Annotated in this window: 24 protein-coding genes; 17 read left to right on the forward strand and 7 right to left on the reverse strand. The window is 31.9% G+C overall.

The genetic code is table 11. The features are described 5' to 3' along the window. Positions 1 to 22: 22 nt before the first annotated feature. From bla to FHK87_RS14780, 16 genes are all read left to right on the forward strand, one after another. On the forward strand, positions 23 to 796 hold the full coding sequence (gene bla / locus FHK87_RS14705) for a subclass B1 metallo-beta-lactamase (protein ID WP_140594383.1): 774 nt from the start codon (positions 23 to 25) through the stop codon (positions 794 to 796). Between the two features lie 40 nt (positions 797 to 836). After that, entirely contained in the window at positions 837 to 1,595 is a 759-nt protein-coding gene (locus FHK87_RS14710; protein WP_140594385.1) for a DJ-1/PfpI family protein, read from the forward strand. Positions 1,596 to 1,660: 65 nt separating this feature from the next. Then, positions 1,661 to 2,269, forward strand: coding sequence for a uridine kinase (gene udk / locus FHK87_RS14715; protein WP_140594387.1), 609 nt, complete (start codon positions 1,661 to 1,663; stop codon positions 2,267 to 2,269). Positions 2,270 to 2,385: 116 nt separating this feature from the next. Then, positions 2,386 to 2,664: an FtsB family cell division protein gene (locus tag FHK87_RS14720; RefSeq protein WP_226294260.1), complete on the forward strand. Its 279-nt coding sequence runs from the start codon at positions 2,386 to 2,388 to the stop codon at positions 2,662 to 2,664. Beyond that, positions 2,657 to 4,027: a methylmalonyl-CoA mutase subunit beta gene (locus FHK87_RS14725; protein WP_140594389.1), complete on the forward strand. Its 1,371-nt coding sequence runs from the start codon at positions 2,657 to 2,659 to the stop codon at positions 4,025 to 4,027. The genes FHK87_RS14720 and FHK87_RS14725 overlap by 8 nt, the downstream gene beginning before the upstream one ends. Before the next feature lie 78 nt (positions 4,028 to 4,105). Further along, complete coding sequence (locus FHK87_RS14730; protein ID WP_140594392.1) at positions 4,106 to 4,735, forward strand: hypothetical protein; 630 nt, start codon at positions 4,106 to 4,108, stop codon at positions 4,733 to 4,735. 118 nt (positions 4,736 to 4,853) lie between these two features. Next, entirely contained in the window at positions 4,854 to 6,980 is a 2,127-nt protein-coding gene (gene scpA, locus FHK87_RS14735; RefSeq protein WP_140594394.1) for a methylmalonyl-CoA mutase, read from the forward strand. Between the two features lie 119 nt (positions 6,981 to 7,099). Beyond that, positions 7,100 to 7,981 carry an SDR family oxidoreductase gene (locus tag FHK87_RS14740; protein ID WP_140594396.1) on the forward strand — a complete coding sequence of 294 codons (882 nt, stop codon included), beginning with the start codon at positions 7,100 to 7,102 and terminating at the stop codon, positions 7,979 to 7,981. Positions 7,982 to 8,139: 158 nt separating this feature from the next. Then, complete coding sequence (locus FHK87_RS14745) at positions 8,140 to 8,904, forward strand: ParA family protein (RefSeq protein ID WP_140594398.1); 765 nt, start codon at positions 8,140 to 8,142, stop codon at positions 8,902 to 8,904. A gap of 6 nt (positions 8,905 to 8,910) precedes the next feature. Continuing rightward, positions 8,911 to 9,816, forward strand: a complete 906-nt coding sequence (locus tag FHK87_RS14750) for a ParB/RepB/Spo0J family partition protein (protein WP_140594400.1) — start codon at positions 8,911 to 8,913, stop codon at positions 9,814 to 9,816. Beyond that, positions 9,806 to 10,435, forward strand: a complete 630-nt coding sequence (locus FHK87_RS14755; RefSeq protein WP_226294261.1) for a DUF5683 domain-containing protein — start codon at positions 9,806 to 9,808, stop codon at positions 10,433 to 10,435. Before FHK87_RS14750 ends, FHK87_RS14755 begins: the two co-directional genes overlap by 11 nt. Positions 10,436 to 10,478: 43 nt before the next feature. After that, on the forward strand, positions 10,479 to 11,177 hold the full coding sequence (dapB, locus tag FHK87_RS14760) for a 4-hydroxy-tetrahydrodipicolinate reductase (protein WP_140594403.1): 699 nt from the start codon (positions 10,479 to 10,481) through the stop codon (positions 11,175 to 11,177). Between the two features lie 50 nt (positions 11,178 to 11,227). Further along, the gene (gene lepB / locus FHK87_RS14765; protein ID WP_140594405.1) at positions 11,228 to 12,802 is read left to right on the forward strand and encodes a signal peptidase I; all 1,575 of its coding nucleotides are present in this window, start codon (positions 11,228 to 11,230) and stop codon (positions 12,800 to 12,802) included. A gap of 42 nt (positions 12,803 to 12,844) precedes the next feature. Beyond that, positions 12,845 to 13,471: a WbqC family protein gene (locus tag FHK87_RS14770; RefSeq protein WP_140594407.1), complete on the forward strand. Its 627-nt coding sequence runs from the start codon at positions 12,845 to 12,847 to the stop codon at positions 13,469 to 13,471. Beyond that, entirely contained in the window at positions 13,468 to 13,776 is a 309-nt protein-coding gene (locus FHK87_RS14775; protein WP_140594409.1) for a DUF6122 family protein, read from the forward strand. The genes FHK87_RS14770 and FHK87_RS14775 overlap by 4 nt, the downstream gene beginning before the upstream one ends. Positions 13,777 to 13,854: 78 nt before the next feature. Further along, positions 13,855 to 14,625: a M949_RS01915 family surface polysaccharide biosynthesis protein gene (locus tag FHK87_RS14780; protein ID WP_140594411.1), complete on the forward strand. Its 771-nt coding sequence runs from the start codon at positions 13,855 to 13,857 to the stop codon at positions 14,623 to 14,625. Positions 14,626 to 14,859: 234 nt separating this feature from the next. On the opposite strand, the gene FHK87_RS14785 is transcribed toward FHK87_RS14780, so the two are convergent. From FHK87_RS14785 to FHK87_RS14815, 7 genes are all read right to left on the reverse strand, one after another. Then, entirely contained in the window at positions 14,860 to 15,873 is a 1,014-nt protein-coding gene (locus tag FHK87_RS14785; protein ID WP_226294262.1) for an endonuclease/exonuclease/phosphatase family protein, read from the reverse strand. Between the two features lie 11 nt (positions 15,874 to 15,884). After that, positions 15,885 to 16,766, reverse strand: a complete 882-nt coding sequence (locus FHK87_RS14790; protein ID WP_140594413.1) for a rhomboid family protein — start codon at positions 16,764 to 16,766, stop codon at positions 15,885 to 15,887. A gap of 2 nt (positions 16,767 to 16,768) precedes the next feature. Then, entirely contained in the window at positions 16,769 to 17,521 is a 753-nt protein-coding gene (locus tag FHK87_RS14795) for a rhomboid family intramembrane serine protease (RefSeq protein WP_140594415.1), read from the reverse strand. A gap of 7 nt (positions 17,522 to 17,528) precedes the next feature. Then, positions 17,529 to 19,406, reverse strand: coding sequence for a DNA mismatch repair endonuclease MutL (gene mutL / locus FHK87_RS14800; RefSeq protein ID WP_140594417.1), 1,878 nt, complete (start codon positions 19,404 to 19,406; stop codon positions 17,529 to 17,531). Next, the gene (locus FHK87_RS14805; protein ID WP_226294263.1) at positions 19,407 to 19,700 is read right to left on the reverse strand and encodes a hypothetical protein; all 294 of its coding nucleotides are present in this window, start codon (positions 19,698 to 19,700) and stop codon (positions 19,407 to 19,409) included. Positions 19,701 to 19,830: 130 nt separating this feature from the next. After that, positions 19,831 to 20,334, reverse strand: a complete 504-nt coding sequence (gene ribH, locus FHK87_RS14810) for a 6,7-dimethyl-8-ribityllumazine synthase (RefSeq protein WP_140594421.1) — start codon at positions 20,332 to 20,334, stop codon at positions 19,831 to 19,833. A 54-nt stretch (positions 20,335 to 20,388) separates the two neighbouring features. Beyond that, complete coding sequence (locus FHK87_RS14815; RefSeq protein ID WP_140594423.1) at positions 20,389 to 21,159, reverse strand: tetratricopeptide repeat protein; 771 nt, start codon at positions 21,157 to 21,159, stop codon at positions 20,389 to 20,391. A 136-nt stretch (positions 21,160 to 21,295) separates the two neighbouring features. Between FHK87_RS14815 and recF the strand changes: the two genes are divergently transcribed. Further along, entirely contained in the window at positions 21,296 to 22,384 is a 1,089-nt protein-coding gene (gene recF / locus FHK87_RS14820; protein WP_140594425.1) for a DNA replication/repair protein RecF, read from the forward strand. The last annotated feature ends 4 nt before the right edge of the window (positions 22,385 to 22,388 follow it).

Consider the following 22,388-nt stretch of genomic DNA (forward strand, 5'->3'; position numbering starts at 1 on the left):
GTCTTTTTTAAAAGTAAAATTCATGATCAAATATTTGATTCCTTTGTTTTTAGGACTAGTACTATCCCCTTCTACAATATCATCACAAACACATAATCATACTCATAAGCCAAAAGTAAAAGATAGTGCTATTGTTTATCGAACAAAAAATCTAATAATCAAAAAGCTATCTGATCATGTATATCAACATGTCTCTTTTTTGAATACTGATGATTTTGGAAAAGTCCCTTGTAATGGAATGCTTGTTATTCATCAAGCCGAAGCCATTATTTTTGATACGCCAACCGACAATCAAAGCTCATTAGAATTAATACAATTCGTGATTAATGACTCAAAAGCACAAATAAAAGCGCTAATCCCTACTCATTTTCATAATGATTGCATCGGAGGAATAGAAGAATTCGAAAAACACAATATTCAATCTTATGTTGAAAAAAAAACGGTAGAATTATTAAACAATAAAGAACAAGAGCTACCTAAATCTATAAAAACATTTAATAAAAAACTTAAAATTGCTATTGGAGATCAAAAAGTATATGCAGAATATTTTGGAGAAGGCCATACAACAGACAATATTATTGGTGTTTTTCCTAAAGATAATATCATATTTGGCGGATGTTTAATCAAAACCAACGGCGCTGGAAAAGGGTATTTGGGAGATGCAAATGTTAATGAATGGTCAAAAACAGTACAAAAAGTTAAGTCAAAATATCAAGAAACAACTATTGTGATCCCTGGACACGGAAAATCCGGCGGGTCAGAATTATTTGATTATACAATAGCATTATTTAAATAAACATAGATCTGATATTAATAAAAACTAAAGATCAATAATCATGAAGATCAAACTTCTTATTTTCTTTTTATTACTAGCTACAGTAAGTATTGCTCAAGAAAATAATCATAAAAAAATGATGGATTCAATAATTGAATTGGATAATAATATTAATAAAGTAAACAAAATTGCGGTACTTGTTTATCAAGACATAGTGCTTCAAGATGTTGCAGGTCCAATAGAAGTTTTTTCAAAAGCAAAAAAGCTTACAAAAGGCAATTATGAAATTTTTACTGTAGCATTAGATACATCAATAATTTCTACAGAAAACAAAATCATTAAAATAAAACCAGATTACACCATCGATAACATGCCAGATGCTGATTACTTGGTAATTCCGGGCGCAAGTATGCCTGTTATAAATAATTTAGTCGACAATAATATTTATACCAAATTTATAACACATTGGAATAATCAAAAAGACACCAAAACCATATCGATTTGCACGGGATCATATTTACTTGCTGAAACAAAAGCATTAGATCATAAGAAAGCAACTACTCATTACTTTGTTGCAGATGATTTTTCAAAAAAGTATTCAAAAATCATGTTACTAAAGAATGTGAGGTTTGTTGATGAAGGAAAATTTATAACTTCTTCCGGGATAACTTCAGGTATAGATGCAGCATTACATATTGTTGGTATACACAGCGGAGATCACATAAAACAAATGATTTCTAGGGCACTACAATACGATTTTAAAGAAAAATCTAAATGGCCTGTTGCTCCAAATAACATGAAATATACACGAAAAAATTAATTTATTTCACAAAATAACAGCTTCAAAAACTCAAAAACAATCTTTACATTTGCCAAAAAAACAAAATGCTCATTATAGGTATAGCAGGAGGAACAGGTTGCGGTAAAACCACAGTTGTAAATCAAATTGTAAACGAATTACCAGAAAATGAAGTTTGTGTAATCTCACAAGACTCTTATTATAAAGATACAAGTCATTTGACGTATGAGGAGCGAGTACAAATCAACTTTGATCATCCACAATCCATAGATTTTGAATTACTATGTAATCATCTTACAGAATTAAAACAAGGAAAAACCATAGAGCAACCTGTATATTCATTTGTAGAACATAATCGAACAGGAGAAACCATTTCTACCAAACCAAGCAAAGTAATTATTGTAGAAGGAATTTTAATTTTAACCAATCCCAAAATCAGGGAAATGTTTGATATTAAAATTTATGTACATGCCGACAGTGATGAACGTTTAATACGCAGGTTAAAAAGAGATATTGCAGAACGAGGTCGTGATCTCAATGAAGTATTAGATCGATACCAAACCACTTTAAAACCTATGCATCAGCAATTCATTGATCCAACCAAAGAATATGCTGATCTGATCATTCCTAACAATAATTATAATAATGTCGCTATCGATATTGTACGCACTATTGTCAAAGAACGCTTGAATTAACTTTTGTACCTTTACAAATATCATTATCAATCAAATTGAAGCTAAAGGATTATTTTAATAAATTAAAAAACAAACCGGCACTAATCCCGATATTTGCTATATTTTTAAATAAATATGTGCTTATTATACTGCTTTTTGTAATCTGGATGCTATTTTTGGATACCAATTCATGGTTAATTCATCGAGAACTCGATCAAGAAATCCAAGAACTAGAAGAGAATAAAGAGTACTATATCAAAGAAATTGTAAAAGATCAGAAAAATATTAAAACACTAAAAGATAGTGGTGAATTAGAAAAATTTGCACGAGAAGAATATTTTATGAAGCGAGATAATGAGGAAATTTATATCATTGAATATGAAGATAGTGTGACCAAAAACAAAAACAATGACTAAACCTTTATTTGATAGTTTTGATGAAGTTTCTGCGCAACAATGGAAACAAAAAATACAAGTTGATCTAAAAGGTGCAGATTACAACGAAACTTTAATTTATAAATCACTAGAAGGAATTGATATTAAGCCCTTTTATCATAAAGAAGATATAGAAGAAATACAAAATAATGTCGAACATCCTTCATCATGGCTCAACTCTATAAAAATAGATATAGATAATGCTTCTTCTGGAAATCAAAACATAGTAGCAGCAATCAAAAAAGGAGCCGAAAGTGTTCATCTTATTATAGACAATACAGAAATTGATCCTGAAGAACTTTTAAACGAGATTCCTAAATCGATAACTATCCTTATAGAAACACAATTTTTATCCGCTCCTTATTGTTCAAAAATCAATCAAATAGCTGAAGCTAAAAACTTAAGTATTTATCTGGTTTGCGATATTATTAATCATCTTGCTGCAACGGGTAACTGGTATACAAACCTTAAAAATGATTTTGAAGTTGTATCAGAAATCAATCAAAACAATAGTTTAAAAACTGCTATAAGTGTAGATATAAGTCTCTATCAGAATTCTGGTGCTAATATTGTGCAACAACTTGCTTATGGATTAGCACATGCCAATGAATATCTGAATCATTTTGATAAAGGTGATTCTTCTGATAAAAACAAAATGATATTGTTTAAAGTTGCGGTAGGAAGCAATTATTTCTTTGAAATAGCAAAATTGAGAGCACTAAGACTACTATGGCATACGCTAGCCTCAGAGTATACAATGTTTTCTGATTGTTATATCCTGGCATATCCGTCTCATAGAAACAAAACTATTTTAGACTATAATGTAAATATGCTAAGAACTACTACAGAGTGTATGAGTGCCGTTTTGGGAGGAGCAGATCTAATTCAAAATGTACCTTATGATGATATATACCATCATGAAAATGAATTTGGCACAAGAATTTCTTTAAATCAACTTTTATTACTTAAAAATGAAAGTTATTTTGATATTGTAGACAACCCCGCTTCTGGAACTTATTATATAGAACATATAACTTCTCAAATCGCAGAAAAAGCATTATCACTTTTTAAAAATATAGAAGAAGGAGGTGGATTTCTAGCACAACTGAAAGCAGGTACAATTCAGAAAAAAATAAAAGAAAGTGCAGAAAAAGAACAAGAGTTGTTTGATGAGGGTAAAATTATTTTAACAGGTTCTAACGTATATCAAAATCCAAACGAGCATTTCCCTGAGCTGCAAAAAACTGTATTTCCCCAAAAAAAGAGTAGAAAAACATTGCTTGAACCCATATTAAAGAGAAGATTAAGCGAGGAAATAGAGAAAAAAATATTAATAAAACGTTAATATTCGTAATTTATTGCTAACTTTATAACTTAATAATAAATTTTTAGCTTATACATTAACTCTACTAAATCTAAATCAATGCCCCTAAAGATTAGATCTAGAATTATAGCTAGTATATTACTGCTATTTTTTAAAGTAAACTATTCGCAATCAGGTAATAGTTGTCTTACTATAGATGATACCGGTATCATAAACAAAGCCTTTAATTCTTTTGAAAAAGATCTTTTTAAATACTACAATTTTGGTAATGATTCTACCAAAACGTATCGTACGTTCTTGGCAGAGGTAGCAAGTTTATCACTTGATCTAAGAAAATTACCTTCAGACAATTCAATACAGTTAACCAGAAAATTTAAACAAATAGCTAGTGATAAAAAGTCTCTCTGGATAAAACTAAGTGAATACGAAAGTCAGGATATTGTAAAAAAGTCTTATACAGATCCTTCAATAAAAAAAGATGAAAAAGAAGTTCTCATTTTCAACTACAGAGGAGGTTTTATACAATGCCTCAAAAACACAAGTAGTAGTGAAGACTTTAAAGACATCATCAATAATCTCGAAAACGATGGTAATGTTAGCACATCTTTAATATCTCAAAAAATCTATTACCTTACTGATAAAGAGTTCTCTACACTACAGGTAAAAAACTTTATAGCTTTCGATATTTATTATTCAATATTAATGGTTATCGAAAAAGCATTTAAATAATTTTACGAGTTTCTCAAAAAAAAGGCTCTTTACCATTTTTTTTGATAAAAATTATCTATAAAACCTTAATTTTATAGTCTTATTAAATTAGACAACCTCAAAACGAGGCTTTTGAATAATGACTAGAAAAAACATACAGCATTTAAAGCTTACAAGCACTACCCATAATAAACAAAGAGTAGTTTCTAAACATACAACCTCAGAAGGAATTGACATTAAGTCAAATTATGATATTTCTGATATAGAACATTTAGAACATTTAAATTTTTCGGCAGGAATTCCTCCTTATTTAAGAGGTCCATACTCTACAATGTATGTAAGAAGACCTTGGACAATACGTCAATATGCAGGTTTTTCTACAGCAGAAGAAAGCAATGCTTTTTATCGAAGAAATCTTGCTGCAGGACAAAAAGGATTATCTGTAGCATTTGATCTAGCAACACATAGAGGTTATGATAGTGATCACGAACGCGTATTTGGAGATGTTGGTATGGCTGGAGTGGCTATTGATACTGTTGAAGATATGAAAATCTTATTTGATCAGATTCCACTTGATAAAATGTCTGTATCAATGACGATGAATGGAGCCGTTTTACCTATCATGGCTTTTTATATTATTGCCGCAGAAGAACAAGGCGTAGACAAAAAACTATTATCAGGAACCATACAAAATGATATTTTAAAGGAATTTATGGTTCGTAATACCTATGTCTACCCTCCTACCCCTTCTATGAGAATTATAGGAGATATATTTGAATACTGCTCACAAAATATGCCCAAATTTAATCCTATTAGTATTTCTGGCTATCATATGCAGGAAGCAGGCGCAACTTGTGATATCGAGTTAGCATACACACTTGCAGATGGGTTAGAATATGTAAGAAAAGGAATTGAAGCAGGAATGGACGTTGATACTTTTGCACCAAGACTCTCTTTTTTCTGGGCAATTGGTATGAACCACTTCATGGAAATCGCAAAAATGCGTGCTGCCAGAATGTTATGGGCAAAATTAATCAAGCGATTTGATCCTAAAAATCCAAAATCATTAATGCTAAGAACGCACTGCCAAACCAGTGGATGGAGTCTTACCGCACAAGACCCATTTAATAATGTAGCTCGTACATGTATTGAAGCTAGTGCCGCAGCATTTGGAGGTACACAAAGCCTACATACCAACGCATTAGATGAAGCAATTGCCTTGCCTACAGACTTTTCGGCAAGGATTGCAAGAAATACACAAATATATTTACAAGAAGAAACACAGATCACAAGAACAGTAGATCCCTGGGCAGGAAGTTATTATGTAGAATCTTTAACCAATGATATTGCTCAAAAAGCCTGGAAACTAATTGAGGAAGTAGAAGAGCTTGGAGGAATGACCAAAGCTATAGAAGCCGGGATACCCAAAATGCGAATTGAAGAAGCTGCTGCGAGAAAACAAGCAAGAATAGATAGTGAGCAAGACGTAATTATTGGTGTAAACAAGTTCAAACTTGAAGAAGAAGAAGCCATTGCTACTCTAAAAGTAGATAATCAAGCGGTAAGAAATCAACAGATAGAAGCGCTCAAAAACGTAAAAGCTAATAGAGACAATAATGCAGTAGAAAAAGCCTTACAAAACTTAACTACTGCAGCAAAGAATGATCAAAATCTATTACATCTAGCTGTAGAAGCGGCGAGATTAAGAGCTACTTTAGGAGAAATTAGTGATGCTTTAGAAAAAGAATTTGGTAGATATAAAGCAGAAATAAAATCATTTACAGGGGTGTATGCAAAAGAAATAAAAGACGATCAATCCTTTAATAAAGCGAGAGAGTTAGCTAATCAATTTGCAGATTTAGAAGGACGAAGACCAAGAATAATGATTGCCAAAATGGGGCAAGATGGTCATGATAGAGGTGCAAAAGTAGTAGCGACTAGTTATGCCGATGTTGGATTTGATGTAGATATCGGTCCTTTGTTCCAAACACCTATAGAAGCTGCAAAACAAGCAGTAGAAAATGATGTACACATTGTCGGGGTTTCCTCACTAGCAGGAGGACACAAAACCCTTGTGCCACAGATTGTAGCAGAATTAAAAAAGTATAATAGAGAAGATATTATGGTTATTGTAGGTGGTGTAATCCCTCCTGATGATTATGAGCATTTATTCGAATCCGGTGCTGTTGCTATCTTTGGCCCAGGGACCAAAATCAGCGATGCTGCCATTACAATACTGGATATTCTTATTTCTACATTCGAGTAAATAAATAAAATATAATACTTATTTAATTTTTAAGAAATCTCTTTAATTATTACCAAGTAAAAACGGTAAGCATTATAAATAATAGTATTTTAGCAAACATTTGAAAAGCAATTAATTTTATGAAATATACTGATAAGATGCTTCGTGAAGGAGCATTAAAAGGAAAAAATATTGTTGTTACCGGTGGAGGTAGCGGACTAGGAAAATCAATGACACGCTATTTTCTTGAGTTAGGCGCAAAAGTAGCAATTACTTCTCGTAACTTAGAAAAGTTAAAAAATACCGCTAAAGAGCTTGAAGATGAAACTGGTAGTACTTGTTTACCTTTGCAATGTGATGTAAGACACTACGATCAGGTTGAAGAAATGAAAAATCAGGTGATCGAAGCTTTTGGAACAGTAGATGTACTTTTAAACAATGCTGCCGGTAATTTTATTTCTCCAACAGAACGATTATCTGCAAATGCTTTTGATACCATAATTGATATCGTACTTAAAGGGACTAAGAACTGTACTCTGGCATTTGGAAAACATTGGATCGATACTCAATATAAAAACACAACTGTACTTAATATCGTTACTACCTACGCTTGGACAGGTTCTGCCTATGTAGTACCAAGTGCAACTGCAAAAGCAGGAGTACTTGCAATGACAAGGTCTCTGGCAGTAGAATGGGCAAAGTATGGGATGAGATTCAATGCTATTGCACCAGGACCATTTCCTACAAAAGGCGCATGGGATAGATTAGTACCAGGAGATTTAGCTGAAAAACTAGATTTCTCAAAACGAGTGCCATTAAGCCGAACAGGTGAACACCAAGAGCTTGCTAACCTAGCAGCCTATCTAGTATCAGATTTTTCAGCATATGTTAATGGTGAAGTAATCACAATAGATGGTGGAGAGTGGATTAAAGGAGCAGGACAATTTAATCTCTTAGAACAAGTGCCGGAAGAAATGTGGGATCAGCTAGAGGCTATGATACGAGCTAAGAAAAATAAATAATATAATAAACTTATATAAAGAAAGTTATAAACATAAAAAAACTAAACACTCTTTAATTGCAGAGCTTTTTAGCAAAACATTAAAGAGTGTTAATATTTTTCGTTTTTATAATATATAATAAGTTGTATTTTTATCCCTGTTAATCCAAATCTCCCCATATGGGTAAAATTATAGCAATTGCCAATCAAAAAGGAGGAGTAGGTAAAACTACTACTTCAGTAAATTTAGCAGCTTCTCTAGGTGTTTTAGAGAAAAAAGTATTACTTATCGATGCAGATCCGCAAGCCAATGCAACATCTGGTTTAGGATTAGATGTAGAGAGTATCGAAAAAGGAACGTATCAGATTCTAGAACATACCATAAAACCAGAAGAAGCAATTTTAGAAACTAGCTCTCCCAATGTGCATATTATTCCTGCACATATAGATCTGGTTGCTATAGAAATAGAATTAGTTGACAAAGATCAACGTGAATATATGATGAAAAAAGCAATAGAAAGTATAAAGTCAGAATATGATTATATACTTATCGATTGCGCCCCTTCACTAGGATTATTGACTTTAAATGCATTAACAGCTGCAGATTCTGTTATGATCCCAATACAATGTGAGTATTTTGCATTAGAAGGTTTAGGAAAGTTATTAAACACTATCAAAAGTGTACAAAAAGTTCATAATACAAGTTTAGACATAGAAGGTTTATTGCTTACTATGTATGACTCCAGACTTAGATTGTCTAATCAAGTTGTAGAAGAAGTACAGAAGCATTTTAACGAGATGGTTTTTAAAACCATAATTCAAAGAAATATACGTCTTAGTGAGGCTCCTAGCTATGGTGAGAGCATTATAAATTATGACGCTTCAAGTAAAGGTGCAAGTAATTATTTAAGCTTGGCACACGAAATTATAAAGAAAAATAGTTAAGGATACATGGCGAAGGCAACAAAAAAACAAGCATTGGGAAGAGGGTTATCTGCGTTATTAAAAGACCCTGAAAATGATATCAAATCTGTAGAAGATAAAAATGCTGATAAGGTTGTAGGCAATATTATAGAATTAGATCTTGAAAGTATTGATGTAAACCCTTTTCAACCTCGTACAAGTTTTAATGACGAAACTTTACGAGAACTTGCTACTTCTATAAAAGAAGTTGGGGTAATACAACCTATTACTGTTCGCAAATTAGATTTTAATAATTATCAATTAGTAAGTGGTGAACGACGTTTTAGAGCTTCTAAACTAGCAGGTCTTAAATCAATTCCTGCATATATTCGTATCGCTAATGATCAAGAGTCTTTAACAATGGCTCTTGTAGAAAATATTCAACGTCAAGACTTAGACCCAATCGAAATTGCACTATCATACCAACGTCTTATTGATGAGATTAATCTTACTCAAGAACAATTAAGTGATCGTGTAGGAAAAAAAAGATCTACAATTGCCAACTATCTACGATTATTAAAACTAGATCCAATTATACAGACCGGAATGCGTGATGGGTTTATTTCAATGGGACATGGTAGAGCTTTGATTAACATTGATGATCAAAAGGAACAACTTGATGTTTATGAAAAAGTAATTAGTAGTTCTCTTTCTGTAAGAGATACAGAACAACTAGTAAAGTCTTTAAAAAATAAAGATGAAGCTTCTACAAAGACAACAACTCCCAAAACTCAACTCCCAAAAAATATTGCAAAAGGAGTCAAGGAATTTTCAGATTTTTTTGGCGCAAAAATTGATGTAAAAGTTTCTGGTAAGGGAAGTGGAAAATTAATTATTCCCTTTTCTTCAGAAGAAGATTTTAAACGTATAAAGAAACTCATCAGTGAAGATTAAATCCTTTTATATCATTTTTTTTGTACTTTTTTCTGTTCAACATGCTTTTTGTCAAGAAGCTGAAGAGATAGAAGAAAGTGAGGAATTGAAGGTAACTACAGAAGAAGTTGAAGTTAAAAAGAAGAAAAAGAAAAGAAGAAAAAAGAGAGAAAAGAAAGAGAGAGAAGTAGTACCCTATGAACCTCTTGCTCCTGCAAGAGCTGCATTTTATTCTGCAATTTTACCGGGCTTAGGTCAGGCATATACCAAAAAGTATTGGAAAATACCAATTGTATATGCTGCTATTGGAACAGGAATCTATTCTTATGTTTGGAACAATGACCAACTTAATCGATTTAGAGATGCATACAAACGTAGATTGGCTGGTATTAATGATCCAGAATTTGATCAAATTGCAACAGAAACTCTTTTATCTTTACAAGATAGATATAGGAGAGATCAAGAACTTTCAATTCTAATCACAGTTGGATTATATCTTTTGAATATAGTTGATGCCAATGTAACTGCGCATTTACAACAATATAATATCACTGATGATCTTTCTTTTAAACCAAAAATAAATATTAACGAATTTGATGCCAGTCCAAACTACGGATTCTCAATTAATTATAGTTTTTGAATAGTAAACAATTCTTTAAGAGCATCAAACACACAGATCAAATATGAAAATTGCATTACTGGGATATGGAAAGATGGGTAAAACCATTGAAAAAATAGCAATAGAAAGAAATCACACCATTGTATTAAAAGTTGACAAAGAAGATCATAATTATGACATAGCTGAAGCCGATGTAGCTATCGATTTTAGTATCCCTTCTGCAGCAGTGCAAAATATTACCAAATGTATTACCGCAGGAGTGCCTATTGTATCGGGAACAACCGGTTGGTTAGCTCAATATGATGAAATGGTGTCATTATGTAAGGAAAAAAATGGAGCTTTTATCTATGCTTCAAATTTTAGTCTTGGAGTCAATTTATTCTTTGAACTCAATAAAAAACTAGCCAAAATGATGAGTCCTGTAGAAGGCTATGAACCTAGTATGGAAGAAATTCATCATACAGAAAAATTAGATGCTCCCAGTGGAACTGCAATTACTCTTGCTGAAGATATTATAGATCACACTTCTAAAACTTCTTGGAAACTTGATCAAGGAGACAAATATGCTATACCTATAGCTGCAAAAAGAATTGAAAATGTTCCCGGAACACATACCGTTACCTATTCTTCTATTGTAGACGATATCGAAATAAAACATACTGCCCATAATAGAGATGGATTTGCTCTGGGAGCAGTCGTAGCAGCAGAATGGCTACAAAATAAAAACGGAGTTTATAGTATGAAAGATGTTTTAGGACTATAAAAATGTAACACTTTACAATTATAAAGTACTTATACTAAAAATATTTTAAGATGACACTAGCAGAATGGTTTATTTTTTTCCTCGTAGTACAAGCAATTCACTTCTTAGGCACATGGAAACTTTATAGTAAAGCTAATCGAAAAGCATGGGAGGCAATTATACCCGTTTATAATGCTGTGGTTTTAATGAAGATTATCAATCGCCCATGGTGGTGGGTTATTTTACTTTTTATACCTGTTATTAATGTAATTATGTTACCCGTAATTTGGGTAGAAACAATAAGAAGTTTTGGTAAAAATAGTACTACAGATACTGTTCTCGTTATTTTAACTCTTGGTTTCTATATTTTCTATGTGAATTATATGCTTGATGTTGAGCATATAAAAGACAGGGACTTAAAACCAAAAACTTCTGCAGGAGAATGGGTGAGCTCAATACTATTTGCAGTCGTCGCTGCTACTATCGTGCATACTTACTTTATGCAACCTTATACGATTCCTACCGGCTCTTTAGAAAGAACATTATTAGTTGGAGATTTCTTGTTTGTAAGTAAATTTCATTATGGAGCACGTACCCCAATGACAGCAGTTTCTTTTCCTATGGTTCATGATACAATTCCATTGGTTAGAACTAAATCATATACAAGCAGTCCACAATATCCATATTTTAGAATACCAGGATTTCAAGACATTAAACGTAATGATATTGTTGTATTTAGTTGGCCAATAGATACTGTTCGTTATTTTAGAGATCAGTCAAAATTAAGCTACTACAAACCAATCGATAAAAAATCAAATTATGTAAAACGATGTGTAGGCGTTCCCGGAGACTCTTTATCTATTATTGATGGTTATGTACATATCAATGGAAAAAGAACAGAATTACCAGATCGTGCACAAGTTCAATTTTCTTATATAGGGAACACAAAAGGAAATAATTTTTCACCTCAAAATCTATATGAAAGATATCTGATCAAACCTGATGAGTTTATGTATAATAATGCTCAATTCAGAGCAGCAGGAATGACAGAGGAGGCTGCAAATAAATTTAAAAACCACCCAAATGTAGCTAGCATAGAAAGAAACATTGCTCCAAAAGATGCTAAAGACCCGGGAATATTTCCTAACAACGGCAAAGTAAACTGGAACTCTGATCAATTTGGTCCTATTTATATCCCTGAAGCCGGAAAGACCGTAAAAATGGATCTTAAAAGTTTCTCTCTTTATAGAAGAATTATAGAAGTTTATGAAGGTTCTGAGATGGGAATAGACAATAAATTATCTGTAAATGGAAATCAAATATTACTAAATGGAAATCCAATAGACAATTACACTTTTAAACAAGATTATTATTGGATGATGGGTGATAATCGTCACAATAGTGAAGACAGTAGAGTTTGGGGATATGTACCGGCAAATCATATCGTAGGTAAACCTGTTTTTGTATGGTTTAGTTGGGATACTAATGCCAAAGGAATTTTCAATAAAATAAGATGGGACCGTATGTTTACCACTGTTGGCGGAACCGGTAAACCTGTATCTTATTTTAAATATTTTCTAGTATTATTAGCTGGCTGGTTTATTTACAGTAAATATCGTAAAAGAAAAAAGGCTAATCAGTCATAATATCTATAAAGAATTGTTACCGTAAAATCAGTTAACAGTATTTTGAAGACTTCCCTACTCCATCCTATGTACTTTGGTTCGATAGCGCAATATGTTACTATATCACAATCCAATGATATAATTTTTGAAAATGAGGATAATTATCAAAAACAAACCTATAGAAATCGTACTTATATCTATGGAGCAAACGGGAAGTTACTACTAAGTATTCCTATCAAACATACAGGAAAAGAAGGCAGACAATTATATAAAGATGTACGCATAGAAAATGATTTTCTCTGGCAGAATTTACATTGGAAATCTCTAGAAACTGCCTATAGAACCTCTCCTTTTTTTGAATATTATGAAGATGAATTTGTTCATTTATTTGAAAAAAAGAGAAACTTTCTTTTAGATTTTAATTATGAATGTACCCAGGTGATTCTAGATTGTTTACAGTTGGATATTTCTTTTTCAAAAACAGAGTCATACATAGACACAACCCAAACATATTCTGATTTACGATATCTTATTAATGCAAAAAAAGAACACAAGTATAATTTAGAACCTTATATTCAGGTTTTTGAAAGCAAACACGGTTTTTTATCAAACTTATCAATATTAGATTTACTCTTTAATGAAGGCACAAACGCATTAACCTATTTAGAGAATCAAGATATTTTCTCATGATTCAACCATTAATACACTACGGTTTTCATTTTGTTGTCCCTTTATTTATTGCATTACTTTTTTTTCGTAAACGATGGAAAGTAGCATATCTTATTTTTATTTTTGCAATCTTTATTGATGTTGATCATATTCTCGCAGACCCTATTTTTGACCCAAATAGATGTAGTGTAGGGTTTCACCCATTGCATAGTTATTATGCAATAACAGGGTACACCATAATGTTATTTTTTAATAAAACTCGGATTTTTGGGTTGGCACTACTATGGCATATCGGCACAGATCTATTAGATTGTTGGATGATGTAAATACGCTTATTTAGAAAATATTCTTTACATTTAGTATAAAACTAGTTATAAATATTTCTTTTTTAACCCTGTTTACTTATGAATAGATTTCTACTTTTTATCGTTTTAATAACATTTTTTTCTTGCGGAAAACAAACTAAAGAATCAAAAGAAGATCCTAAAACTCAAACTGAAAAAATTGAAGTGTTACCTATACAAAAACACGCTGCCATACCCATGGACACAACATTGGCAAAAAAACTTTCTAAAAAAGAGATGAATGCTATTTTCTCTAATCGAAGACAAATTCAATTAGGTATTTCTAATCAACTATATCAAGCATATAATTACAAAGACAAATCAGGTGAATATTATTTGCTACTAACTGATCATAAAAAAGTTGTAAACGAAGAAAAAGACACTTTATACGATAATATATATGCATTAAACTTAAGAGTGGAAAAAAATCAATTTAAGAAAAGATCAACAATCAAAGATGAAATGGATCAAGAATGGGAAACTTCAATTGGTTTTTGGAATCAATACTCGCAATTGTCAGATCTTGATAGTGATGGTGAAATAGATCCTATAATTGTCTATGGTACCACTACACATAGTATTTATGAAGATAATAGAGTAAAAATAATAGTTTATTATAAAAAAAGTAGAGCAACCATTAAACATCAGAACAGTGAAATTCCTGATGGAAGAATTACAAAAATTAATAAAAAGTTCTATAATTTCCCAAAACAAATACAAGAAACCGTAATAGAAAAAATGAAACTGATGGCAAAAAATGGTCATGCGGTTTTTGCTGAAGATTGGGAGAAAAACATAAACAACAAAGCTGCTCGTTTAGAAAATAATTAATATTTCAAAATCAGTATTCTTGATAGTCTTTATACTATAGTTATAATCAAAAATATTTATATCTGATTCGATACTTTTAATCTTCAAAAAAATGAGGTAATAATCTAAACATTTAGAATTCATAACCTAAGAGATATATTTTCTAGTAAAAAAGAGAGAAATGCCTCTAAAAGATTATGTATCAAATCGTTGTTTATAATTACTATTGTATTATATTTTTTGAAGCAGTAAAAATTAAAACTTAATCCTTGAAAATATAGGATAATGATCAGAAAATTCTTCATCAAAACTTTTAAAGGACACAACTTCATAATCGTTAGGAACTAATATAAAATCAATTCTAACAGGAAAAAGCTCGAATTTAAAGGTTTTACCAAATCCACTACCCGCTTTCTTAAAAGCGTCTTGAAAACCATTAGATTTTATTTGCTTATACACATACGAATACGCAGTATTATTAAAATCCCCCATAATTATATTTTTGTATGGAGAAGTTTTCATATGCTCAATTAACATTTCGGTCTGCTCTTGCTGTTTTTCAAAAGAAATTCTAATTCTTTTTAACAGTTTTTGAGAATCTGCTTTTGCCAAAGCATTAGTTTGTGAACTTATTTTATGAGATTGTAAGTGTATATTATAAACTCTAATAGTATCGTTTTGTGTAGCTATATCAGAAAATATAATATTATTATTTGTTTTCTTTAATTCTAAAGAACCTTTATTTACAATTGGAAATTTAGAAAAAATAACTAAGGCTAATTCTCCATTGTCATTTTTAAAGTTTTCATATTTATATTTGTATTGACTAAAATCAATGTCTGGATTATTATAAAACTCCTGTGCACAAAAAATATCTGGTTTTTCTTCCTTTACAAGTCTTGAAATATCTTGAGGTATCGTTTCAGAATCAATCCAAGCAAATCTATTAAAGCTATGAACATTATAGCTCATAATAGAAAAATCATACTCTAAGTCTTCTTCGGGTGTAGAAGTCCCTCCAAGTTTATACAATGAAGAAACATGAGAAATTCCAAGCATAAGAACTATAAAAGATAATAATCCTTTCTTATTAAGAAGTATAATCCAATACAATAGAAATAGTACATTAACAACTATAAGAATGGGTACTGCCAAACTTAAAACCGATAATAAAGAAAACATTTTTGGAGATACATAAGGCAATAAATATGACAAAAGCAACGCCGTGGCTGCAATCGAATTGACCACAAAGATGATTTTATTAATCATTTTTCTCATACTTACTCCTTACCGGCTTTAAATAAAAAGTCCTTTTCTTCTTTTGTCAAACTATCATAGCCGCTCTTACTGATCTTGTCCAATATAGCATCTATTTCTTTTTGTGTAGGCGTTTTATGCGATGAAGCGGTTGTTGTCTTTGAAGTTCTTGTATATGTTTTGGATCTATGCACTGTTTTTAAAGGTTTCTTTTTTCTCGGCTTAAATACATCTGCAAAACTATCTATTATTTTCTCAAACCAAACACCAATATCATTACCTTTTTTAAGCTGAGCAGCATAAACATATCCAAAAATAGCACCGCCCATATGCGCTATTAATCCTCCTACATTATCTGAAGTTGGAATTTGTATCAAATCCGAAAGCACTACAAAAAGGCCTATCTGCCATAATTTTACATTAAAAAAGATAATACGTACTTCTGTATTTGGGGTATAAGCAGCAATAAAGATCATAATCGCTCGAACTGCGGCTGAAGCTCCTATTAAATAAGCTAAAGAATTATTCAACACAGGAAAAACGTTATAAGCAAGCACAAATAATAATCCTCCACAAATAGCACCTAGTAAATAAATGGTAAGAAATCTTTTTTCTGTAAACAAATTGAGTACGTATTGTCCAAACCAATAGAGAATTAGCATATTCCAGAAGATATGCCAAAAATCAAAATGTAAAAAACTATAAGTAAGAACACTCCACCAGACTTGCACTACTAATGAACCCGGATCTACCGGTAACACAAACCATTGCATAAGAGTACCGGGACTTGTTTTAAAAATCCAAGCTCCTAACGTAGCTAACAAAAATATTACTGTATTGATAACAATTAATCTAATAATAATATTAGCTGTCTTAAACTGATATGCAAGATTATTAGTTGTCATAGTTAATCCCAACGGTGTTGATTAAACGAATTCTTTTTCCAGTACCACATTGTAATAAAACCAATAACAGCTCCACCTATATGAGCCCAATGTGCAACATTTGAAGGACCTAAAAGAGCCTGACCTGTTATTCCTGAATACAAGTCTATCAAAAAATATCCTCCAATTAGATATTTTGCCTTGATAGGAATAGGAATAAAGATAATATATAAAGGTAAATTAGGATAAAGTACCGCAAAAGCTGCCAAAACTCCAAAAATAGCACCAGATGCTCCTACCATTGGAGTAAAATAAGACCTGATCATTTTTGCAGTTACTTCTTCGGGAATATTGGGGTCAATTCTAAATTGATTTCTAGCTATAGCTTCTTTTATGAAACCCGTTATTTCATCAGGTGTTAGTCCTGCTTCTAGATATGCTTGATATCCAGGGCTAAATTGAAAATATGTAAATAGAATCTGAAATCCAGCAGCACCTAATCCTGAAAAGAAATATATGAAAAGAAATTTCTTTTGCCCTATTGAGCTTTCTAAATGACTCCCAAACATAAATAAAGCAAACATATTAAAAAAGATATGCCCTGTGCTTCCATGCATAAACATATGGGTAATCAATTGCCAAAATTGAAACACTTCATTTTTTGGAAACCATAATGCAAATAATTCAAACGCGGTATCTCCTAAGGTCAAAGATCCTATATAAAAGATTACATTTATAATTAATAAGACTTTTACTGTATCTGTAATTCTCCCCATGTATTTCTTAAAATTTCTTATCTATTTCTTCTACTGTTAACGTGATGAATGTAGGCTTATTATCAGGTGTAATCGCAGGCTCTGTGCATGCAAATAAGCTGTTTACCATATATTGCTGTTGTTCTGGAGCCAATTCTACTCCTGTACGTATCGCAATACTCTTTGCTATTGATTTTGCCAAAGCATCTGTTTGAGAAAACCCAGTTTCCGGTACTTCATTCTCAAGATCACTCACTAACTTTTCTAATAATGTCCCTACTTCTTTCTCCGAAGTTACAGAGGGTATCGCTTTGATTTCAATCTCTCCTACAGACTGCTCTCCAAACACAAAACCCGTATTCTCTAATTGTTCTTTTACTGCTTCTAATAGAGCAAACTCTTTTTTAGAAAATGATACTTTAAGTGGGAACAACAATTGTTGACTTACTGCACTTGCCATTGTAATATTACGCAACAATTCTTCGTACAAGATTCTTTGGTGTGCGCGATGTTGATTTACGATTACCATTCCACTCTTAATAGTCGTAACAATATATTTTTTCTTAAGCTGATATGTAGTGTGATGACCTATCTTTTTTTCTTCAGTCTCAAATAAGTCACCTGTTACCTCATCACTTTCAAACTCTACAGAAGAAAAATTACTATCTCTTGAAACCGAAGATACAGCATCAGTATCTTTATCTAAATCCACATATAAGTTTTCCCAACTACCACCTGTATCTTTCTTAAAAGATGATGTATAACTTTTTTGAAAAGATGGTTTTGTCTCAGTCTCTTCTTTAAAAGGATTAAAATTTCTATCGACTTCTATATTGGGTGTCTGCGCTTCTTTACCTTTATACTCATAAGGAGTATCCATAGAAGCGTCTCTATTAAAATCTAAAACAGGAGCGATATTAAACTGCCCTAAACTGTGTTTGATAGATGATCGTAAAATAGCATATAGCGCATGCTCATCTTCAAATTTAATTTCAGTTTTTGTTGGATGTATATTAATATCAATTGTTTGAGGATCTACTTCTAGATATATAAAATAGCTAGGATGCGCTTTCTCTTTTAATAATCCTTCAAAAGCAGAATTTACCGCATGATTTAAATACGAGCTTTTAATAAACCTATTGTTTACAAAAAAGAATTGCTCTCCTCTGGTTCGTTTTGCATATTCAGGTTTGCCTACATATCCGCTTATTTGAACTAAATCAGTTTCTTCTGTAATGGGTACAAGTTTCTCATTTGTTTTTCCTCCAAAAATATTCACAATACGTTGTCTATGGTTTGAAGAAGGTAAATTAAAAGTCTCGCTACCATTATGATACATATCAAATCGTATAGAAGGATGTGCCATAGCAACACGATGAAACTCATCTATAATATGCCTAAGTTCTACGGCATTAGATTTCAAAAAATTTCGTCTTGCAGGAATATTGTAAAACAAATTTTTGGCGCTTATCGAAGTTCCTACCGGAGTAGCGCAAGCCTCTTGAGAGATCACCTCGCTACCTTCGATTTTTATTTCTGTTCCTACTTCATCATTTTCTTGCCTGGTCTTGAGTTCTACATGAGCTATTGCCGCTATAGAAGCTAATGCTTCTCCTCTAAATCCTTTGGTTTGAAGTTGAAAAAGATCTTCTGCTGCTTTTATTTTTGAAGTAGCATGCCTCTCAAAACTTAATCGGGCATCTGTAACGCTCATACCAATACCATTGTCTATAACTTGGATAAGTGTTTTTCCGGCTTCTTTTACAATAAGTTTAATATGGGATGCTTTGGCGTCTATTGCATTTTCAAGCAATTCTTTGACTACCGAAGCTGGTCTTTGAACCACCTCGCCAGCAGCAATCTGATTGGCTACGTGATCTGGTAATAGTTGAATGATATCAGACATCTATCGTCGTGCAGTAAATATGGATAAATCAAAATCAATTATATATAAAAAGACAAAGATTAAAATTAAGGCAATATAAATAACTCGTCTATTAATTTCACGGTTCCCTCGATTACGGCTCGATTCTCGAGCTTGCGCCCAATGCGAACCAAAATCGATATCATTGGTAGTATCGCGATATTTGGTAATCCTATTTTCAAAATCATAGATGTTACCATCACTCTTACCTTTATAATACCTAGGTGTGTAGTTGAATCTTCTGTTCTTCCTTCTTTTTGGAATGCTTAACTTCACAATAAACTTTTGTCTTAATATTATCCAAATATACTTAAATTGCCTTGTATTCTAAAGCTTTTAGCATTACAATAACAACAAACCTTTAAACACAAGGATTATACCATTTTTTAAATCAGAACAAAAGTTATTATTTATAAAACTTTGCATCTTTGCGCAATTGCGCCATTTTTATCGCTGCTATTGCTGCTTCGGTTCCTTTATTACCGTGTTTCCCTCCTGACCGATCTATAGACTGTTGCAACGTATTATCTGTTAATACACAAAAAATTACAGGAATATCACTATTAATATTAAGATCTTTTATTCCTTGTGTTACTCCTTCACATACAAAATCAAAATGCTTGGTTTCTCCTTGAATAACACTACCAATAGCTATAATAACATCAAGCATATCAAATGATTCTTGCATTTTCTTACAACCATATATAAGTTCAAAACTACCGGGAACATTCCACCGAACGATATTTTCTTTGATTGCTCCGCAATCAATTAATGCATCAAAAGCACCTTGAAAAAGTCCTTGTGTTATATTTTCATTCCATTCAGAAACAACAATCCCAAATCGAAGATCTTTCGCATTTGGGATTGTTGTTTTATCGTATTGTGATAAATTTTTATTTTCTGTAGCCATGTGGATTACAGTTTGTTTATTGTCTTAACTTTTAGATACTAAAAATACTAGACTTTATTTCATTGCTTGTGCTCTACCTAAGTGTACATCTACCTGATTAAATTCTACACTTTTTGGAAACTCTTCTTTAATTCTTTCTAAATAAGGGATTGCCACATCTGGTTTATCGATAGATATCGCTACTATTGCCGCTTTTAATAAAAACTTTGGTGTTGTAAACCCGTTATCTTTTGCTTTTGCAGCTTTCTCATAATATGATAAAGCTTCATCTGGCTGATCTAACTGAGAAAAAGCATCTCCAATACCTCCTAATGCCAATGGTCCTAACATCTCATCATCACTTTTAAAGGATTCGAGATAATTTATAGCCTCTTTGTATTTACTCATATTAAGATAAGAGAACCCCGCATAATAATTTGCAAGATTAGCAGCATTAGTGCTCCCATAATTATCGATGATCTCTAAAAAGCCATACTTACCTTCTCCTCCATTTAAAGCGAGTGTATAAAGAGAATCTTGAACTGCTGCATTACCATTAACAGCTTGATTAAAATATTCTTGCGCAACAAACATCTCATTTGCAGCTTCTTGCTCTTTTGGCTCTTGGATATATTTTCCATAAGCCCAATATCCTAATATTGCTATAGCAATGACTGCTACTGTACCAAGAATATATTTTTGATTGGCTGCAACCCATTCTTCTGTTTTAGAAGCTCCTTCATCTAAAGTGTTAAATACCTCTGCTGTAGTTGAGCTTTCTTCAACTTGTTCAACTTCTTCGACTTTATTTTTGGGTTTGTAACCTCTTTTCTTATAAGTTGCCATAAATTTTCTTTAATGAACGGCAAAAATAAAATTTTTATTCATAATTAAAAGAGAAAATATTTGATATTTTTCAATAATTTGCACATGTAATTTACGATTTCTGTAAAACACATGAATCATTGATGATCAACGTTTTATGATATTAAAATCCCTTTCTTTAGTCAATTATAAAAATTTTGAATCTATTAATTTTGATTTTGATAGCAAAATAAACTGCTTTGTTGGAAACAATGGTATAGGCAAAACCAACATCCTAGACGCTATTTATCATTTATCTTTTGGCAAAAGTTATTTTAATCCAATAACAAGTCAAAATATAAGACACAATGCAGATTTTTTTGTGATCGATGGGATTTATACCAAAGAAAACCGTGAAGAAAAAGTAATCATTAGTGCAAAAAAGGGGCAAAAAAAAGTTATTAAACGCAATGGAAAAGCGTATGACACTTTTAGTGAGCACATTGGTTTTTTACCTCTTGTTATTATCTCTCCTGCTGATAGAGACCTCATTACCGAGGGGAGTGACACCAGACGTAAATTTATAGACGGAGTTATCTCTCAAAGTGATTCTAATTACCTTGCAACGCTCTTAAAATATACCAAAACCGTTTCGCAACGTAACTCTTTATTAAAATACTTTGCAGCTAATAATACATTTGATCCCACAACCATTGCTGTATACAATCAACAGTTACACGAATATGGTTCTTTTATTTTTAATAAAAGAAAAACGTTTTTAGAAACCTTTATCCCTATTTTTATAGAGCGATACCAAGCGATTAGTTCTGGTTCAGAAAAGGTACATCTAACCTATCAAAGCAAACTGGCGCAGACTGATCTTTTGACATTGTTGGATCAAAATCTAGACAAGGACAGGATGTTACAATATACAAGCGTTGGAGTGCATAAAGATGATTTGTCTTTTGATATTGAAGGATATCCTATCAAAAAGTTTGGAAGTCAAGGACAACAGAAATCTTTTTTAATTGCACTAAAACTTGCTCAATTTGATTTTATTAAAAAACAGAGTAAAGTAAATCCTATATTATTACTTGATGATATTTTTGACAAACTCGACGAAAAACGTGTTGAACATATTATAAAATTGGTAGATGATCAAAATTTTGGGCAACTCTTTTTAAGCGATACCCATGCAGATCGAACAGAAAATGTAGTAAAAAAAATCTCTCAATCTTTTAAGATTATAAAATTAGGAGAAGAATAATTTA

The sequence above is a fragment of the Aquimarina algicola genome (assembly GCF_006443095.1).
In the GTDB taxonomy this organism is placed as follows: domain Bacteria; phylum Bacteroidota; class Bacteroidia; order Flavobacteriales; family Flavobacteriaceae; genus Aquimarina; species Aquimarina algicola.

Bases quoted from the DNA above. Each gene is read 5' to 3' on its own strand.
- bla (WP_140594383.1), top strand. From the start codon at position 23: ATGATCAAATATTTGATTCCTTTGTTTTTAGGACTAGTACTATCCCCT.
- FHK87_RS14780 (WP_140594411.1), top strand. From the start codon at position 13,855: ATGAATAGATTTCTACTTTTTATCGTTTTAATAACATTTTTTTCTTGC.
- FHK87_RS14750 (WP_140594400.1), top strand. From the start codon at position 8,911: ATGGCGAAGGCAACAAAAAAACAAGCATTGGGAAGAGGGTTATCTGCG.
- FHK87_RS14785 (WP_226294262.1), bottom strand. From the start codon at position 15,873: ATGATTAATAAAATCATCTTTGTGGTCAATTCGATTGCAGCCACGGCG.
- lepB (WP_140594405.1), top strand. From the start codon at position 11,228: ATGACACTAGCAGAATGGTTTATTTTTTTCCTCGTAGTACAAGCAATT.
- scpA (WP_140594394.1), top strand. From the start codon at position 4,854: ATGACTAGAAAAAACATACAGCATTTAAAGCTTACAAGCACTACCCAT.
- ribH (WP_140594421.1), bottom strand. From the start codon at position 20,334: ATGGCTACAGAAAATAAAAATTTATCACAATACGATAAAACAACAATC.
- FHK87_RS14730 (WP_140594392.1), top strand. From the start codon at position 4,106: ATGCCCCTAAAGATTAGATCTAGAATTATAGCTAGTATATTACTGCTA.
- FHK87_RS14815 (WP_140594423.1), bottom strand. From the start codon at position 21,159: ATGGCAACTTATAAGAAAAGAGGTTACAAACCCAAAAATAAAGTCGAA.
- FHK87_RS14790 (WP_140594413.1), bottom strand. From the start codon at position 16,766: ATGACAACTAATAATCTTGCATATCAGTTTAAGACAGCTAATATTATT.
- FHK87_RS14745 (WP_140594398.1), top strand. From the start codon at position 8,140: ATGGGTAAAATTATAGCAATTGCCAATCAAAAAGGAGGAGTAGGTAAA.
- mutL (WP_140594417.1), bottom strand. From the start codon at position 19,406: ATGTCTGATATCATTCAACTATTACCAGATCACGTAGCCAATCAGATT.
- recF (WP_140594425.1), top strand. From the start codon at position 21,296: ATGATATTAAAATCCCTTTCTTTAGTCAATTATAAAAATTTTGAATCT.
- dapB (WP_140594403.1), top strand. From the start codon at position 10,479: ATGAAAATTGCATTACTGGGATATGGAAAGATGGGTAAAACCATTGAA.
- udk (WP_140594387.1), top strand. From the start codon at position 1,661: ATGCTCATTATAGGTATAGCAGGAGGAACAGGTTGCGGTAAAACCACA.
- FHK87_RS14795 (WP_140594415.1), bottom strand. From the start codon at position 17,521: ATGGGGAGAATTACAGATACAGTAAAAGTCTTATTAATTATAAATGTA.
- FHK87_RS14725 (WP_140594389.1), top strand. From the start codon at position 2,657: ATGACTAAACCTTTATTTGATAGTTTTGATGAAGTTTCTGCGCAACAA.
- FHK87_RS14710 (WP_140594385.1), top strand. From the start codon at position 837: ATGAAGATCAAACTTCTTATTTTCTTTTTATTACTAGCTACAGTAAGT.
- FHK87_RS14775 (WP_140594409.1), top strand. From the start codon at position 13,468: ATGATTCAACCATTAATACACTACGGTTTTCATTTTGTTGTCCCTTTA.
- FHK87_RS14740 (WP_140594396.1), top strand. From the start codon at position 7,100: ATGAAATATACTGATAAGATGCTTCGTGAAGGAGCATTAAAAGGAAAA.